The organism is Salipiger marinus (assembly GCF_035481585.1).
Classification (GTDB): domain Bacteria; phylum Pseudomonadota; class Alphaproteobacteria; order Rhodobacterales; family Rhodobacteraceae; genus Salipiger; species Salipiger marinus.
Genome location: NZ_JAYKSL010000027.1, coordinates 34064 through 49950, shown reverse-complemented (window position 1 = coordinate 49950; position 15887 = coordinate 34064). Strand labels below are relative to the sequence as shown.

The following is a 15887-nucleotide window of genomic DNA, read 5'->3' as shown; positions in this document are numbered from 1 at the left end:
CCTGGAATCACAAAGCCTGAACGGTCTCGGCTACCCGCTTACGGCCATACCCTCAATCGGGCGAGTGAGGAAGACATCCACCCGTTCATCGATCTCTTCGCAGAGCCGGCTGATCTGGCTCTTCGAGATGTCAGTCCCGCCCATGGCCATCCATCGACCGCGTCGACACGCCATGAACGTAGGTCTCTTGGATTACGGCCTCAGCGCCTTCTCCACAGAGCGCCGGGCTCAAGGAGCGAAGGAAAGTAGGAGCAGTCCCACCCCCTCGTCGAAGATCAGCAGATTGCAAATCGTAGTTTACGTCACTGTCCGAACTTTGGGAGGAGCTCCGTCCCGGGCGCAATTTACCGTTTGTGCCTCTCCTAGCTCAACTAATCACTTAGTTTCAAAAGGTTAAGCCGGAAGCCTCACCGCGACCACGCTTTGCGACGTTCAGGCGTTAGCACTTTGGCCCGCCGGGAAAGAAACCAATCTTGGCATGCCTTCTCAAGTCGTGCCAGTTCTGGATCAGAACGCCATTCGGCAAGGGTCTCCGAAAGCTTTGGCACATGGGACAACATGGCGCGCTCTTCCACGTCATTGCGATTGGCCATCCGATGCCAGTGAGAGCCAAGATGATACTTAATTTCGCCTCGTTTGCCCTGTCCATCGCTACGGTCATTTTTCATCAAGAAGCAGTCCTCAGATCGGATGGCATAGTGAAAAAGAACTGCGTTTCGCCCGCGCACCGCCACATCATGCGGCCTGAACCGGGCCGCTTTTTTCTGGTAGAGCGACTTGTTCTCCAACACATCGCCATCAGGATTCATTACTACAGGGTCGTCCACCAGAGGCTCCAATGGATTGTGGTCTGTCGCCCGCGCGAAACTGTCCACACGAAAGAAGCACTTGGACTTGCTCTGCCCCGGCACTGGCGCAGGCTCCGCCCGCAGATTTTGCGCAACCACCAAGTCGCCAGGCTTCCAATGCCTCATCCCCCCATCCCCAAACAGGCGCCACGGTACCGGTACGACATCAGCGCCGCGCGTAGCTTTCATCACTACCTCCAAGCCTTCCGGTACATGGAGAAACTCATCGCTATCGATATGTAAATCATGACTTTGCCCATCCAGGCGCAACTGCGCCAACACCAAATTCATACCTAAATCCTGAGGCGACGCACCTTCAGGAACGTCCTGAGGCACGTGAACTAGCACGCCAAATTGTTCTAATCTATCGAACAAAACGTTTGATCCATCGCGGCAATCGTTAGTGACGACAAAAATACGCTCAAACCCCAACGCAATATGATAGGCGAGCCATTCCAAGGCAAAAACGCCTTCGTTCCGCATGCAAGACACCAGCGCCACACGCGCTTTATCATTCACTGTCAGAGCCTTGGATGCCATTGTTACTCCATTGAATTTTTATCGGAACCGCTAGAAATTCATCGTCTGGTTCAGGGCCTTAAACGGATCGCCCACCAACTTGCCGCAGTCGAGATTGCTCCTGAACGAATGGCCTTCCGCCTTTATTGATCCTTCGGAGAAATTCGGTCTGATGGTGCTCGCATTCCGCGGCGATTCTGATGCCTACCAGAAGACGGGCATCTGAAGTATGCTCAACCTTGCATGGTCGGCCTCCTCTGTGGTGCGGTTCGCAATATCACCATAAGATGCCAAAATTGAATATGTTGCTAATACTGCAACAGTGTCAGGTTGGAACCCCTTCAGAGCTATGCGGAGCTCATCATCCCTGGCGATCTCCCACCAGCAGTTGGAAAAGCGACAAACAGCTTGAAAACTGCGCAGAGCATAAGTGCCCGTGGCGCCAGAGGTCCATCAAAGACAGCCCCGCCGGTGGTGGCGGGGCTAATTTTTAGGAGAGGCTAAGCCGTCTTACTGAATAGCGAGTGTGTCGAGATCGCCGCCAGCCGCAAGGTGCTCCTCGACCCATTTCGGTTTTCGACCGCGGCCAGTCCAGGTCTTAGAGGGATTTTCGGGATGTGCGTACTTCGGGGCCCCTTTTGACCCCTTAGCGCCGCCGACTTCCATCAGCTCGGACAGAGAGTACCCGGCTTCCTTTGCGAGGGCTTCCGCGGCTGCCCGGGCTTCGGCTTTCTTGCGTGCGTCGTAGTCGGAGAGAGCTTTGTCAATTTTCTTGCTCAGCACCAGCAGGTCTTCTTTCGGCATCGACAGTAGATCGAGATCAACAGTCATTATCGTCTCCATTTTTGACTGGAGCTGTAATGTCCGTAAGGCATCGTAATTGCAAGTCTGAAGGTGCGAGGATGTCTTTTGAGAAATTTTCGCCCGTAGATATAAGAATCTCTTGGCTGCCCATCTCGGCTTTGTTGTGAGGATAGGGTAAAATCCATGCCCCCCCTTTTGTCCAGATGAACTTACCCCGTGGGCTCGGTTACGGGAATGCCGATCGCGGTGTAGCGGTTCAGCACGGTAGCGCGGACATGGAGTTCAGCGACGTGGCGATCAAGGTCGCGTTATAGCGCGACATTCTGGATGAGACGCCGCATTGCCTCGCCTGAACTGTTCCCAAAAATGGCGCCGTTGCATCATTAGAAATGTTCCCGAAGCGGTTCTGTTCGGGAGCGGAAATGAGACGGATCAGCATGGGAACGAGAGATGAGCTAGGGTCAGGATTCATAACCAATAGATGACGAGAGCCGCGAGCGCGATGGCAGAGAGGAACACCTTGGGGCAGCGGTCATAGCGGGTCGCGACGCGCCTCCAGTCCTTGAGCCTGCCGAACATGATCTCGATGCGGTTGCGCCGCTTGTATCTGCGCTTGTCGTAATTGACCGGGGTCTTGCGCTTCTTTCGGCCTGGGATACAGGCGCGTATCCCCTTGTCCTGCAACGCGTCTCTGAACCAGTCAGCATCATAGCCGCGATCCCCGAGCAGCCATTTGGCGTTTGGTAGGCCGCTGAGCAATGCGCGTGCGCCGATGTAATCGCTCACCTGTCCGGCGGTGACGAACAGGTCGATCGGTCGTCCCTGACTGTCGCAGACGGCGTGCAGCTTGGTGTTCATGCCGCCCTTGGTACGACCGATCAGGCGACCACGCCCCCCTTTTTGGCGGCCATGCTGGTCGCCGTTCGATGGGCCTTGAGGTATGTCGCGTCGATCATCACGGTCTTCTCTTCGCCGTGTTCCGCCGCCAGCCCGGCCATCATCCGCGCGAAGATGCCCTGTTCGCTCCAACGCTTCCATCGGCTGTAAAGCGTTTTGTGAGGGCCATAAGGAGCAGGAGCGCCGCGCCAGCGCAAGACCCTCAACGGGCTCACGCCCTACGAATACATCTGCAAGATCTGGACTTCAGAGCCGGACAGATTCATCTTGAACCCGATCCACCAAATGCCGGGACTGAACACCTAGCCCACGACCTTGCGCGACCAGGCGTCCAGGATGACGGCCAGATAGACGAAGCCGGTCCCGATGGCGACATAGGTGATGTCCCCGACCCAGAGCTGATCCGGTCCATGGACTTCAAACCCCTTGGCAACATTCCGATAGATCGGGCTATCGTGGCTGCTGTCGGTGGTTCCGGTATAGCGGTGTTTTCGCTCTGGATTCAGATCATTATCACGCATGATCCGCCGCACTTTCTTCGAGTTCACGACAGGGCCACGGTGGCGTAATTCGACAGTGACACGGCGATATCCATAGTTGCGGCAGGTTTCCCTGAGCAACAATATCATCGCCGATGACCGGATCTTCCGCGGTCGGATTGGGAGCGGCATAGAAACTGGTACGGGGCAGATCCCATCAGCTCGCACTACCGTCTGACCGAGAGGCGGGCCGGTGATCACGGTGGTTGGTCATTTCTGCCGTTCGTGTCATCGGGCGAGCCCGCGTTTCCCGGAAGGTATGTGCGTAAGGCGCGGTAGCCGACGTGAACGAAAAGACACCTGCGCACCCCTTGCCCCTCCACGACAAACCCTGCCACCCGCTTTCCAGTCCAGGTGAGGACTCCCCTCCTCAGCTGCCTCTGTAGGTGGGGCGACGGGCCGGGCTGTCAGGGGTGACGTTTACCGACCCTGCGGATCCGGGAGCGGAATGGTACCCCGGGCGGATCTTGGCGGCACGCTGATGGTGGTCCGCCGCTGGATGGCCTGAAGCCTGTTTAAGCTGCCGGGCCGCCTTGGACCGGTCGGGGGGACGCACGCCATTGGCATGGCCAAGACGGCCCTCGGAACCGGCCTGTTGCCTTGACAGCGAAGCCCGGGAACCGGGCGCAGGATTTCTGCCGGGTGTCGCGCGCCGGACCGACAGTCGTGACCACACCCGGCATTTCCCCTTGGCGTAGGCAGGTGGAACGGCAAAGGGGCCGCCTGATCCTCAGGCGGCCCCGATGTGCCGATGATGGCTTACTCTGCGGCGGCCTTGGCCGTCTCCAGCCAGCCCTCATAGGTGGCGCGGTTTTCTTCGATCCAGCCATCGGCGATCTTCCGGATGGCGCGGTCGGAATTGTCTTCCTTCATCTGGGTTTCCCAAACCGACCATGTGGCCAGAGGCCATTCCACGCCATCCGCCAGCGCCGCGATGGCGGGGTTGTCGGCGATGAATTCCCGGTTGGCGGCAATGTCCCAGTTCCACGACCCTGTCGCCATGCGGCAGGACGTGGCGCCGCCCGCGCAGCCCTCGACCCCTTCGACAAGGTGGCCATTGGGCACCTCGACGCCTTCGGGGGCCGCGTCATAGGGGATCGGCAGCCAGACCACATCTTCGCCCGGGACCAGCGTCTCGGTCGCGAAAGAGGGGCTCCATGTGTAATACAGCACCGGATCGCCCTGACGGTAGCGGGCAAAGGTTTCGGCCAAAAGCGGCTCATATTTCGCCCGCACCGATTCAACCGTGTCGGTCAGCCCGTATTCCTGCAGCTGGAATTCCACCACATCGCCGCAGCTCCAGCCCGGATCGCAGTTCATCAGATCGGCCTTGCCGTCGCCATCAGCATCGAACAGCGCCGCGATCTCGGGATCGGCCAGCGCGCTGAGATCGGTGATGCCCCGGCTTTCGGCGGTGGCCTTGTCGATGAGATAGCCGTTGATGCCGCCGCCCTGAATGGTGCCGCCGCTCAGCAGGGTCACCTCGTCCTTCACCGTATCATACTGCAGGGCGCGCTGCGGCATGTTGATGTCGCCCGAGATGTCCAGATCGCCCTGCGCCGCCGCCTGCAGGAAGGCCGCCGTGCCGATGGAGGTCATGGTCACGTCATAGCCAAGATCTTCCATCGCACGCTTCAGGATCTCGGCCTGAACATATTGCGTGCCAAGGCTGTCGCTGCGGGACAGGCGCACCTCCTTGCCCTCGCCGGGCAGGTCCTGGGCCATGGCGGGCAGGGCCAGCGTGCAGGCCAGGGCCGTGGTGAGGAAAAATGGTTTTTTGGTCATGGGAATCTCCTACTGTTGGGGACAGGCTGCTTGTCGCAGCTCGTGGGGGATGAGGGACCGCCCGCAGTTTGGGGCGGCCCTCTGGCCGGGCGGGCGGCAGGGCCGCAGCCCGCGGGTCAGGTCTTGCTGTCGAGCGAGGCTTCCAGACGGGCCTCCGCCCGGCGGTGACCGCCGCCGAAAAGGCGGGCAAAGGCGCCGGAAATCCGGGACTGGCCCGCTCTGGCACGGGGATCGCGGTCGGCCACGGCCTGCGTCAGCCGGTCAAGGATGATGGCCATCAGCACGATGCCGATGCCCCCGACCGCGGCGCGGCCCACATCCAGCCGTCCAAGCCCCTGCAGCACCACCAGCCCAAGCCCTTCGGCGCCGATCATCGCCACAATGACCGACATCACCATGGCCAGAAGCACGGTCTGGTTGAGCCCGCCAAGGATCGTCGGCAGGGCCTGCGGCAGCTGGATTTCCCACAGAAGCTGGCGTTCGGTGGCGCCAAAGGCGATGCCCGCCTCGATCAGCTCCTGATCGACGCCCCGGATCCCGATATTGGTGAAGCGGATCAGCGGCGGCACCGCCACCACGATCACTGCCACCGCCCCGGGCACGGTGCCCACGCCAAAAAGCATCACCACCGGGATCAGGTAGACGAAGCTGGGCGTGGTCTGCATCACGTCAAGGATTGGGCGCAGGATGCCCCAGGCGCGGTCACTGCGCGCGCAGAGGATGCCAAGCGGAATGCCGATCGCCACGCAGACCACGATGGCCGTGGCGATCAGCGACAGCGTGGTCAGCGTTTCATACCAGATGCCCAGAAGCAGGATGAACACCAGCGACACGACGGTGAAGAGCGCGGTGCGCCGCCCTACCAGCCACAGCGCCAGAAGGCCGAAGAGCGCGATCAGCAGCAGCGGCGGCGTCACCTCCAGCGTGCCGTTGATGGCGTTCAGCAGCTCGTCCACCGGCCAGCGGATCGACCGGAACAGCGGGCGGAAATGGTCGGCGATCCACTCGATCGCGATCTGGATCCAGCTTGCGAGCGGGATGTAGACTTGGTCCGGATCAAGCATCGGGCCGGGTTCCTTTCATCGTCTCGGCATCGCCCGCGATCCCGGCAAGAAGTGCCTCTTCCGGGATGCGGCCACGGAACCTGCCCGCGTCATCCACCACCGCAATGGGGCCACGGCCCCGGGAGGCAGCGCGGGCAATGTCGATCAGGCGGGTGTCGGGACGCACGACGATATAGGCACCGCTGGCGGGGGCGCCGCCGGGCGCGCTCCATCCTGCGACCTGCCCGGTATCGTCCAGCACGAACTGGCCACCCTGACCGTCGGCAGGGGTCTCGACCATGACAGAGGCGGCATCGAACAGCCGCGCCCGGTCGACATTGCGGGTGAAGGCCGCGACATAATCATGCTGCGGGTCGATCACGATCTCCTGCGGGGTGCCGTCGCGGATGACCGATCCGTCCGCCATCACCGCGATCCGGGTGCCAAGCCGCAGCGCTTCCTGAAAGTCATGGGTGATGAACAGCACGGTCTTGTGCAGCGTGGTTTGCAGGCGCAGCAGTTCATCCTGCATTTCGGTGCGGATCAGCGGGTCAAGCGCGCTGAAGGCCTCGTCCATGATCAGCACATCCGCCTCTGTGGCCAGCGCGCGCGCCAGCCCGACCCGCTGGCGCATCCCGCCGCTCAGCTCTCCGGGCAGGTGCGAGGCCCATTCCGACAGGCCGACGATTTCCAGCATCTCGCCCGCCTTGCGGTGCCGTTCGGCCAGCGGTTCGCGGCGCAGCTTCAGCCCCAGCGCGACATTGTCGATCACCGTCTGGTTGGGCAGCAGGCCGAAATTCTGAAACACCATGGAAATGCGGCGGCGGCGCAGGTCGCGCATGCGACCCGGCGTGCAGGTGGTGTAATCCTCGCCATCCAGCAGAAGCTGGCCCGCATCCGGTTCGATGATGCGGTTCACGCAGCGCGCCAGCGTGGACTTGCCCGATCCCGACAGCCCCATGATCACCGAGATGGCGCCTTTCGGCACCTTGAGGGAGACGTTGTTCACGCCCACCACGGCCTGTGTCTGTTCCAGAATTTCGGACTTGCCCTTGCCCGCCCGGACAAGCGCCATCGCCTCGTCCCTGCGGGGTCCAAAAATCTTGTAGACACCGCGTATCTCAATCCTGTCTGTCACTGTGGAATGATCCCTGTCGGTCTGGTCGTTTTTGAGTGTGATTTCATTAATGCGCCATGCAGCTTTTGTGTCTTCCTATGTTTCGTAGGAATGCGGCTTTGCGTTCTCCGTCTGAAGGCACCATGATCGCCCCCGGCTTCGTCGCTAGCGAGGACTCACGCCCTTTGGGGAGGCATCGCCCATGTACCACCGCCCGACCGCCGCGCCCCGCTCCGCCGCAGGAAAGCCACCCGCATGACCGCTGCAGACCATCCCGGCCGTCCGCCCACCCTGCGCGCCGACCAGTTCCGCCAGCTTTCAGAAATCACCCGGCTGATCAATGAGGGCGGCGATTTCCGCGATGTGCTGGTCCGGCTGACCGAAGGCGTCTGCCGCCATTCGCACTGGGCGATCAGCAGCGTCATGGTGATGGACACCGACCGGCAGCTCTCGATCTCGACCGTGCGCTTCGACCAGTTCCTGACCGCAAGCGGGCGGCGGTCCACCATGCAATGGGATCTGTCCAGCAGCCCCGTGCGCGAGGTGGTCTCGCGCGGGCGGCCTCTGGTGATTTCGGATGCCGCGTCGCAGGACAAATATGCCGCTTTCCGCGATGACGCCCGCGCGCGCGGCTATCATACCGTGGTGCTGGTGCCGCTGAAATTCCCCGACGAGGAGGGCCGCGCCATCGTACTGTCGGTGCTGGCCAACGAGGTGGTGGAGGTTGACGAGGTCGAACTCAGCTTCCTGCAATGCCTTGCGGATCTGGCAGATGTGGCGGTGCGCCGGATGCAGGCCCTGCGCGAGGAGCGGGCCGAGGCGGAGCGGCTGCGCGCCATCACCACCAACCTGACCTCGGCCCTGACCACCACACTTGATCCCGATCACGCCACGGATCTTTATGGCTCGCTGTCGCGGCTGTTTCCCACCGGCTGGTTCGCCATAGATCTGACCACCGGGCAGATGCTGTGCGATCCGGCGGACGCGGCGCCGCTGCTGCGGGCGCTGGCGCACCGGCTGCCGGAATCGGTGGTGCGCACCGCGATGAAGGCCGATACCGATCTGGGCGACCAGAACGTGCGCCTGCTGGTGGGCGACGAGACCCACGCCGCGCTGATGCGGCCGCTCTTCATCGACGGCAGCCGGGTCGGCGCGCTGTTCCTGCTGGGCGCGGCACAGCTGGCGCCCAACGAACAGATCGCCGCCGATGCGGGCCAGCTGGCGCTGTCGACGCTGATCCTGCGCAATTACATGATGTTCCGCACCCGCGAACAGGCCTCGCGGCGGCTGATCCTGCGGCTCTGTCAGGGCGATCTGCGCGATCTTGGCAGCCTGCGCGACGAGGCGCGCCTGCTGGGATTCGAACTCGACCAGCCGATGTTCCTTGTCGGGCTGCGCAGCCCCGGCGGCGCGGTGGCGGGCGAGGATGCGCACAGCTTCGTGCTGCGCACCGCGCAGCGCACGCTGGGCAAGGCCATTTCCTGCCGGGACGAGGGCGAGATCTGTCTGCTGATCCGCGATGGCGAGGACATGCGCAGCGCCAAGCAGCGCGAGCTGTTCATCCAGCGCATCCGGCCCATCCTGCCCGATGCCATAGCGCTGCTGTCTGACCGCATCGACCAGCTGGATCAGGTGGCCCCCGCGCGCGAGGCCTGCGCGTGGAACCTGCAGGTCGCTGAAAAGATGGGCGCCCGCGGCTGGGTGGACCGGCGCAATGTCGGCTCGCTCCCCTCGCTCATGGCCGGGCTCAGCAGCCGGGTGGCCGACCGGTTCCTGACCGACACCATCGCTTGGCTGACCGAGGACGGCACCGACAAGGGCGAGGCGATGCTGCAGACGCTGGAGGCCTATCTGGCCACCGGGCGCCGCCCGCAGGAGACGGCGGATCTGCTGGGCATCCATGTCTCGACCCTGCGCTACCGCATCGGGCGGCTTACCGAACGCGCGGGCGTGGATCTGAACGATCCGGAGGAATGTTTCCAGCTGGAGCTGGCTCTGCGCCTTCACCGGTTCAGGACTTCCTACAGATAGTAGGAATTTTTTCCAATAATCTCGCCAGTTTCGCGGGAGGACTGGTCCGAAACCTGCAGCCTAAAGTCATCTTCAGCACCCGCTGAACGACCGAAGGCTTCCCGACCATGCCCGACCCCGCCCCCTCTGCCGCCCCCTTCGACCGCGCCGACCTGCGCGCAGCCTTTGGCCGCTTCGCCACCGGTGTGACCGTCGTCACCACCCGCACCAAGGCGGGCGCACCGGCAGGCTTCACCGCAAATTCCTTCACCTCCGTCTCGCTGGATCCGCCGCTGCTGCTGGTCTGCATCGGCACCACCTCCCGCAATCTGGCGCTGTTCCGGGATGGCGAGGGGTTCGCCGTCAACATCCTTGCAGCCGACCAGACCGACCTTGCGGGGCGGTTTGCCAGCCGAGGCGAGCACGACCGCTTTGCCGGGGTGCCGTGGCAGGCCGGGCCCACCGGGTCGCCCCTACTGGAAGGCTGCGCCGCCGTATTCGACTGCACGCGGCACGAGGTGGTGGCGGCGGGCGATCACCTGATCCTTGTCGGGCGCATCACGGCGCTGCGGCGCAGCCCGCGCCCCGGCCTGATCTTCGCTGATGGCCGCTACACCCGGCCCGCCGCCGATCCCGCGCTGTGCGCGGGCGCCATCCTGCACCGCGCCGGAAAGGTGCTGCTGCTGGCGGGGCGTGACGGCGGCTACCGCCTGCCGCTTTCCGCGCCGCAGGACAGCACCGCCGCCGCCATCGCCGCGCTGGAGACCGATCTGGCCGGGGCGGGCCCGGCGCGGGTGGCATGGGACAGCCCCTATGCGATTTTTGACAGCGCCGATGGCCTGACCCGCAACTTCTTCTTTCACGGCGAACTGGCGGCGGGCTCCGACCTGCCCGAAGGCGTGGTGATGGTCGCGCCAGAGGCGCTGCCCACGCTCGCCGTGGCGGATCCCGGCGCGCGGGCGATGCTGCGCCGCTACGCCGAAGAGATCGGGGCGCGCCGCTTCGGCCTTTATGTCGACACCGCCGGTCCCCACGGGGCCGTGCTGCCGCTGACCGTGCCGCGGTCCGCTCCGTTTCAACCCGAGGACATCGTGCAATGACCCTGTTTACCACCGACGCGCTGGAAGGCCGCTGCCTGCCGCTGTTCATCAATAACGAATTCGTCCCCTCGCAGGGCCAGAGCTTTCCCAGCTATGATCCCGCGACAGGGGCGGAATGGTCCTCCATGCCCGATGCCACCGCCGACGAGGTGGATCGCGCCGTGCGGGCTGCCCGGGGTGCGATGACCAGTGCCGCATGGCGCGACATGTCCCAGACCGACCGCGGCAGCCTGATGTACCGTCTGGCCGACCTCATCTCGCAGAATGTCGACCGGCTGTCGCGGCTGGAAGTGCGCGACAATGGCAAGCTGCTGAAGGAGATGACCGCGCTGACCCATGCGGTGGCCGCCAGCATGCGCTATTTCGCGGGCATGGCCGACAAGATCGAGGGCACGACGATCCCGGTCAACAAGCCGGACATGCTAAATTTCACCCTGCGCGAGCCGGTGGGGGTCATCGCCGCCATCGTGCCATGGAATTCGCCGCTGCTGCTGCTGAACCGCGCCTTTTCCCCGGCCATCGCCGCCGGGAATGCCATGGTGGTGAAGCCGTCGGAGCATTCCGCCGCCTCCATCCTCGCCTTTGCCGAACTGGTGGCGGAGGCGGGCTTTCCGCCGGGCGTGTTCAATGTTGTGACGGGCGGCGGTCAGACCGTGGGCGACGCGCTGGTGCGCCATCCCGAGGTGGACAAGATCGACTTTACCGGCGGGCCCGAAACCGGGCGGGTGATCGCCGCCAGCGCCGCGCAGAACCTGACGCCCGCGATCCTCGAACTGGGCGGGAAATCCCCCAACATCATCTGCGCCGATGCCGATCTGGACCGCGCCGTGACCGGTGTCGTCTCTGGCATCTTCGCGGCGGGCGGGCAGACCTGCGTCGCGGGATCTCGCTGTCTGGTCCATGACAGCATCTATGACGAAGTGGCCGAACGGCTGGTTGCCCGCGCCGCCGAGATCCGGATCGGCGCCCCCACCGAGGCCGACACCCAGCTTGGGCCGCTGGCGCTGTGGTCGCAGGTCGAAAAGGTGGGCCGCTTTGTCGAGGGCGCGAAGACTGCCGGGGCCAAGCTGCTGGCCGGGGGCGGGCGGGCCGAACAGATGGGCGCAGGCTGGTATGTGCAGCCCACGATCTTTGGCGACGTCACCAACGAGATGGACATCGCGCGGAACGAGATCTTCGGCCCGGTGCTGGGCCTGATCCGCTACAGCGACGACGAGGACATGATCGCCAAGGCCAATGACACGCGCTACGGGCTGGCCTCCGGCCTGTGGACCAATGACATGGAGCGCGCGATGCGCTTCATGCGCCGGATCAATGCCGGGATGGTCTGGATCAACACCTATCGCAGCCCCTCGGTCATGGCGCCGTCGGGTGGCTACAAGGACTCCGGCTACGGCAAGCATAACGGTTTTGCCGCGATCAACGAATTCACCCGCATCAAGACCGTCGTCATCGATTACTCGGGCAAGACGCACGATCCCTTCGTGATGCGGGTGCAGAGCTAACAGCCGGAGCAGGAGAGAAAGATGCGCTTTTCCATCGCAGTGAATCCGGGGCGCCCCAGCCCCTCCACCGACATGCGGCAGATCATGGCCGAGGCTCTGGATCTGGTCAAGATCGCCGATCAGGGAGGCTTTGACGTCGCATGGACCGCCGAACATCACACGATCGAACTGACCGTGTCGCCGAACCCGTTCCAGACGCTGACCCATTGGGCCGGGCATACCCGCAACATCCGGCTGGGCACGGCCATCGTCTCTGCCCCCTACTGGAACCCGATCCGGCTGGCCGGAGAGGCAGCACTTTGCGACATCTATTCCGGCGGAAGGCTGGAAATGGGGCTGGGTCGCGGCGCCTATCAGTATGAATTCGACCGCATGGCGGGCGGCGTGCCCCAGCAGGAGGGCGGATCCTTCCTGCGCGAGCTTGTGCCGGTGGTGAAGGGGCTCTGGGCAGGCGAATTTGCCCATGAGGGGAAACATTTCTCCTTTCCTGCCACCACCAGCGTGCCGCAGCCGCTGCAGAAGAACGTCCCGCTCTGGATCGCGGCGCGCGACGAAAGCACCTTCCGCTTCGCCGCCGAGAATAGCTGCAACATCATGTCCACGGCGCTGCGCAAGCCGGTTTCCGAAGTGGAGGATCTGCACCGCAAGTTTCTTGCCGCCACAGCGGGCGTGCCGGGGGCCGAAGGGCTGAAACATGCCACTTTGCGGACCTCCTGCGTCTTTGCTGACAAGGCGGGCAGCGATCAGGCGGTGCGGTCGATGATCGATTTCGGCCGGTCGTTCGAGAACCTCTTCAAGAACGTGGGCGAGGTGCGCAACGGCTATCCCGAGCCGGTCGATTTTGACGTGGTCGCCAACCGCAATGAATACCAGCCCGAACAGCTGCTGGAGAACATGATGTTCGGCCATCCCGAGCAGATCATCGAAAAGCTGGAGCGCTACCGCGCCATCGGCATCGACCATTTCATCTATGGCAGCTCGTTCTTCCTGCCGCATCGCAACGCCGTCCGCTCGCTGGAGCTGTTCTGCGATCAGGTGCTGCCGCATTTCCAGAAGCAGGATGCGGTCAAGGAAGCCGCGCTGGCGCACTGACCCCCTGCCCCGGCCAAACGGCCGGGCGCCCCATCACGACACAAAGGAGAGCCGGGTGCAGACCAGCGACAACCAGATCACCTATTATCGCGAAGGCAGCGGCACCCCCTTGGTGCTGATCCACGGTGTCGGCGCCAGCGCCGAAAGCTGGAGCCGGGTGGCGGAGCGGCTCAGCCCCCGTTTCGACATCCTGCGCCCGGATCTGCGCGGCCATGGCGGCTCGGCCCGGATCGACGCGCCGATCACCATCGACACCTTCGCCGAAGATGTGCTGCGGGTCATGGATGAGGCCGGGGTGGAAAAGGCCCATCTGGCGGGGTTCTCGCTGGGCGGGCTGATCACGCAGCGGCTGGCGGTGGGCTGGCCCGACCGGTTCGACCGGATCGCCATCCTGTCGGCGGTGGCGGGCCGCACCGAAGAAGAGCGCGCCAAGGTGGTGGCCCGGCTGCAGATGATCCGCGACGGCGGCATGACAGCGATCACCGGCGCCGCGCGCGACCGCTGGTTCACCGCCGCTTTCGCCAAGGAAAACGAAGCGCTGATCCGGCAGAGGATCGCGGAGCTGGAGGCGGTGCATGTGCCCTCCTACCTCGAAGCCTATCGGGTCTTTGGCCAGACCGAGCTGGTGCAGACGCTGGACCGCATCCGCCATCGCACGCTGGTCCTCACCGGGGAATGCGATGTGGGGTCCAATCCGCGCATGTCCGAAACCATGCACCGGCTGATCCCGGAGTCCGAGCTGCAGATCCTGCCGGGGCTGAAACACTCGATCCTGCTCGAAGCGCCGGATCTGATTGCCGACCGGCTGCTGAGCTTTTTCACCAGACCAGAGACCGCAGAGGAGATGCAGAATGGATGAGGCGCTTTATGCCAAGGGACTGGACCGGCGGAAGGCCACGCTGGGCGCGGAGTATGTGGACCGCGCGCTGACCAGCGCACCCGACTTCTCCAAGGAGTTCCAGAGCTTCATCACCGAATACTGCTGGGGCGCGGGCTGGGGCGATGACACGCTGCCGCCCAAGACCCGGTCGATGCTGAACATCGTGATGATCGCGGCGCTGAACCGGATGCATGAATGGGAGCTGCATTTCCGCGGCGCCCTGACCAATGGCGTCAGCATCGAGGAACTGAAGGCGATGATCACCCATATCACCATCTATTGCGGTGTGCCGGTGGGGGTGGAATGCCACCGCATCGCCAACCGGGTGCTGGACGAACAGGGACTGCAGGCATGACCGGCGTCGTGATCCGCAAGGTCGTCGATTTTGTCGAGGACACGCTGGTCGAGGGGGGCAAGCCCGCTGCCAGACCGCTGCGTATGGCCGCCTGCGCCGCGGTGATCCGCAGCCCGTGGGGCAGCGCCTATGTGGAGGATCTGCAGCCCGGGATTCATGCCCATGCCGCCATTCTGGGAGACCTTCTGGTGCCCCGGCTGGTGGCGCTGATGGGCGGTCCGGAGGGCATCGAAGCCTTTGGCAAGGCCGCCGTCGTGGGCACCAGCGGAGAGATCGAACATGCCGCAGGCCTGATCCACACGCTGCATTTTGGCAATCTTTACCGCACGGGGGCCGGGGCCGACAGCTTCCTGCCCTTTACCAACAAGCGCGCCGGGGCGGGCACCGCGATCACCATTCCCATGACGCACAAGATGCAGGACTCCAAAGGCGCGCGGTCGCATTTCCTGACCATGGAATTCACCATCCCCGATGCGCCCGCCCCTGACGAGATCGTCGTCGCCCTTGGTGCCGCCAGCGGCGGGCGGGTGCATGAAAGGATCGGCGACCGCTTCAAGGACATGGCCTTCATGGGGGTGGATCAGGCGGGGCGCCCGCTCGACCCCTGGAAAGCCTGACACCCGGAAACGGGCAGGCGGGGTTTCTCCCCCTGCCCGCGCCACAAGGCTCTGCCCAAGTTTCGGACCGGGCCCGCATGACTGCCCAATCTTCGGGCACAGCCTTGGCAAGCCGCGCCACGCCGCCAGAACAATATGTCAGACAGGTCCGTTACGCGTAAGCGCGTTGAGATCAGATAGGTTTGCTGCGCGGATCACGCAGTCAGGCTCGGTTGTGCTGGTAGCAGCATGGCGTTCCGGAGCCGTCATGCCACATGCATTTTCGCGCGTTCGATGAAATCGGCGACAATGGCCTCGGCCCGTGCGGTGTCGCGCTCGAAGATGAAAAGGTGGTCGTAGTGCGCGCCATATTTAGGGTCGGTCTTGATACTGGCGTCATTCAGCTCCTCGATAACTGGCCGAAGAAACCGCCGTGTGGCACCTGGGCACGGATGCCAGTGGCCGTGCATCCCTCAGGATCGCTGGGCGAGAGCGGGTAGCCTCTCCTCCGGCATTCTCCCTTCGAGCACTATGCCAGATTTTCTGGTACCGCTGAGGGCGGTCTGGCTGGCTGCGAAACCAGAACGTCTGAGCCCCTTGCAGGACGCTCTGGGCCGTAGTTCGGAATGCCCCCTGCGTCTCGCGTGGGGGCAGGCACGTCACAAGGCGGGGTCTGATTGGGCTGTGGGCCGGGGCTGCATCTGGTTTGAGGCTGCAGCGTGGCAGGCTTCGACCATGGCCGATATGGCGGGAGATGGGCCCTGCAGGAGCCAAACCTCGCCAGAGGAAACGCGGAT

Annotated in this window: 14 protein-coding genes and 4 pseudogenes; 8 read left to right on the top strand and 10 right to left on the bottom strand. The window is 63.7% G+C overall.

Annotation, left to right across the window (positions count from 1 at the left end):
- Nucleotides 1-48 precede the first annotated feature (48 nt).
- The 5 genes and pseudogenes from VK682_RS23830 to VK682_RS23810 form a co-directional block, all read right to left on the bottom strand.
- A pseudogene (locus VK682_RS23830) lies at nucleotides 49-251 on the bottom strand (transposase); the annotation flags it as partial.
- Nucleotides 252-407: 156 nt separating this feature from the next.
- A complete protein-coding gene (locus VK682_RS23825) occupies nucleotides 408-1388 on the bottom strand; it encodes a glycosyltransferase family 2 protein (protein WP_324782678.1) in 981 nt (326 codons plus the stop codon).
- A 489-nt stretch (nucleotides 1389-1877) separates the two neighbouring features.
- The gene (locus VK682_RS23820) at nucleotides 1878-2198 is read right to left on the bottom strand and encodes an H-NS histone family protein (RefSeq protein WP_089851582.1); all 321 of its coding nucleotides are present in this window, start codon (nucleotides 2196-2198) and stop codon (nucleotides 1878-1880) included.
- Nucleotides 2199-2380: 182 nt separating this feature from the next.
- Nucleotides 2381-2479, bottom strand: a pseudogene (locus VK682_RS23815) (IS5/IS1182 family transposase); the annotation flags it as partial.
- A 160-nt stretch (nucleotides 2480-2639) separates the two neighbouring features.
- A pseudogene (locus VK682_RS23810) lies at nucleotides 2640-3265 on the bottom strand (IS5 family transposase); the annotation flags it as partial.
- Between VK682_RS23810 and VK682_RS23805 the strand changes: the two are divergent.
- Nucleotides 3255-3374: pseudogene (locus VK682_RS23805) on the top strand (IS481 family transposase); the annotation flags it as partial. The pseudogenes VK682_RS23810 and VK682_RS23805 sit on opposite strands and share 11 nt — an antisense overlap.
- On the opposite strand, the gene VK682_RS23800 reads toward VK682_RS23805, so the two are convergent.
- The 4 genes from VK682_RS23800 to VK682_RS23785 form a co-directional block, all read right to left on the bottom strand.
- Entirely contained in the window at nucleotides 3371-3697 is a 327-nt protein-coding gene (locus VK682_RS23800) for an IS3 family transposase (RefSeq protein ID WP_324782677.1), read from the bottom strand. The pseudogene VK682_RS23805 and the gene VK682_RS23800 overlap by 4 nt on opposite strands.
- A 669-nt stretch (nucleotides 3698-4366) precedes the next feature.
- Nucleotides 4367-5392 carry a glycine betaine/L-proline ABC transporter substrate-binding protein ProX gene (gene proX / locus VK682_RS23795; RefSeq protein WP_324782676.1) on the bottom strand — a complete coding sequence of 342 codons (1026 nt, stop codon included), beginning with the start codon at nucleotides 5390-5392 and terminating at the stop codon, nucleotides 4367-4369.
- Between the two features lie 116 nt (nucleotides 5393-5508).
- The gene (locus VK682_RS23790) at nucleotides 5509-6456 is read right to left on the bottom strand and encodes an ABC transporter permease (protein WP_324782675.1); all 948 of its coding nucleotides are present in this window, start codon (nucleotides 6454-6456) and stop codon (nucleotides 5509-5511) included.
- The gene (locus VK682_RS23785; RefSeq protein ID WP_324782674.1) at nucleotides 6449-7510 is read right to left on the bottom strand and encodes a quaternary amine ABC transporter ATP-binding protein; all 1062 of its coding nucleotides are present in this window, start codon (nucleotides 7508-7510) and stop codon (nucleotides 6449-6451) included. The genes VK682_RS23790 and VK682_RS23785 overlap by 8 nt, the downstream gene beginning before the upstream one ends.
- A 297-nt stretch (nucleotides 7511-7807) precedes the next feature.
- Here VK682_RS23785 and VK682_RS23780 point away from each other — a divergent pair, with 297 nt between their 5' ends.
- From VK682_RS23780 to VK682_RS23750, 7 genes are all read left to right on the top strand, one after another.
- The gene (locus VK682_RS23780; protein ID WP_089851564.1) at nucleotides 7808-9583 is read left to right on the top strand and encodes a helix-turn-helix domain-containing protein; all 1776 of its coding nucleotides are present in this window, start codon (nucleotides 7808-7810) and stop codon (nucleotides 9581-9583) included.
- A 107-nt stretch (nucleotides 9584-9690) separates the two neighbouring features.
- Nucleotides 9691-10662 (top strand): flavin reductase family protein, encoded by a 972-nt coding sequence (locus tag VK682_RS23775; RefSeq protein ID WP_324782673.1) that lies wholly within the window; start codon nucleotides 9691-9693, stop codon nucleotides 10660-10662.
- Nucleotides 10659-12167 carry an aldehyde dehydrogenase gene (locus VK682_RS23770; protein ID WP_089851560.1) on the top strand — a complete coding sequence of 503 codons (1509 nt, stop codon included), beginning with the start codon at nucleotides 10659-10661 and terminating at the stop codon, nucleotides 12165-12167. The genes VK682_RS23775 and VK682_RS23770 overlap by 4 nt, the downstream gene beginning before the upstream one ends.
- A 21-nt stretch (nucleotides 12168-12188) precedes the next feature.
- The gene (locus VK682_RS23765; RefSeq protein ID WP_324782672.1) at nucleotides 12189-13259 is read left to right on the top strand and encodes an LLM class flavin-dependent oxidoreductase; all 1071 of its coding nucleotides are present in this window, start codon (nucleotides 12189-12191) and stop codon (nucleotides 13257-13259) included.
- Between the two features lie 55 nt (nucleotides 13260-13314).
- On the top strand, nucleotides 13315-14118 hold the full coding sequence (locus tag VK682_RS23760) for an alpha/beta fold hydrolase (protein WP_324782671.1): 804 nt from the start codon (nucleotides 13315-13317) through the stop codon (nucleotides 14116-14118).
- Nucleotides 14111-14494 carry a carboxymuconolactone decarboxylase family protein gene (locus tag VK682_RS23755; protein WP_324782670.1) on the top strand — a complete coding sequence of 128 codons (384 nt, stop codon included), beginning with the start codon at nucleotides 14111-14113 and terminating at the stop codon, nucleotides 14492-14494. The genes VK682_RS23760 and VK682_RS23755 overlap by 8 nt, the downstream gene beginning before the upstream one ends.
- Entirely contained in the window at nucleotides 14491-15111 is a 621-nt protein-coding gene (locus VK682_RS23750; protein ID WP_324782669.1) for an amino acid synthesis family protein, read from the top strand. The genes VK682_RS23755 and VK682_RS23750 overlap by 4 nt, the downstream gene beginning before the upstream one ends.
- Before the next feature lie 245 nt (nucleotides 15112-15356).
- Here the strand turns inward: VK682_RS23750 and VK682_RS23745 are convergent, their stop codons facing one another.
- Nucleotides 15357-15560, bottom strand: a complete 204-nt coding sequence (locus tag VK682_RS23745; RefSeq protein ID WP_324782668.1) for a hypothetical protein — start codon at nucleotides 15558-15560, stop codon at nucleotides 15357-15359.
- Nucleotides 15561-15887: the final 327 nt, after the last annotated feature.

Coding starts and splice junctions, on each gene's coding strand:
- proX (WP_324782676.1), bottom strand. CDS start 5,392: ATGACCAAAAAACCATTTTTCCTCACCACGGCCCTGGCCTGCACGCTG.
- VK682_RS23750 (WP_324782669.1), top strand. CDS start 14,491: ATGACCGGCGTCGTGATCCGCAAGGTCGTCGATTTTGTCGAGGACACG.
- VK682_RS23745 (WP_324782668.1), bottom strand. CDS start 15,560: ATGCACGGCCACTGGCATCCGTGCCCAGGTGCCACACGGCGGTTTCTT.
- VK682_RS23755 (WP_324782670.1), top strand. CDS start 14,111: ATGGATGAGGCGCTTTATGCCAAGGGACTGGACCGGCGGAAGGCCACG.
- VK682_RS23800 (WP_324782677.1), bottom strand. CDS start 3,697: ATGATATTGTTGCTCAGGGAAACCTGCCGCAACTATGGATATCGCCGT.
- VK682_RS23825 (WP_324782678.1), bottom strand. CDS start 1,388: ATGGCATCCAAGGCTCTGACAGTGAATGATAAAGCGCGTGTGGCGCTG.
- VK682_RS23790 (WP_324782675.1), bottom strand. CDS start 6,456: ATGCTTGATCCGGACCAAGTCTACATCCCGCTCGCAAGCTGGATCCAG.
- VK682_RS23770 (WP_089851560.1), top strand. CDS start 10,659: ATGACCCTGTTTACCACCGACGCGCTGGAAGGCCGCTGCCTGCCGCTG.
- VK682_RS23820 (WP_089851582.1), bottom strand. CDS start 2,198: ATGACTGTTGATCTCGATCTACTGTCGATGCCGAAAGAAGACCTGCTG.
- VK682_RS23785 (WP_324782674.1), bottom strand. CDS start 7,510: ATGGCGCTTGTCCGGGCGGGCAAGGGCAAGTCCGAAATTCTGGAACAG.
- VK682_RS23775 (WP_324782673.1), top strand. CDS start 9,691: ATGCCCGACCCCGCCCCCTCTGCCGCCCCCTTCGACCGCGCCGACCTG.
- VK682_RS23780 (WP_089851564.1), top strand. CDS start 7,808: ATGACCGCTGCAGACCATCCCGGCCGTCCGCCCACCCTGCGCGCCGAC.
- VK682_RS23765 (WP_324782672.1), top strand. CDS start 12,189: ATGCGCTTTTCCATCGCAGTGAATCCGGGGCGCCCCAGCCCCTCCACC.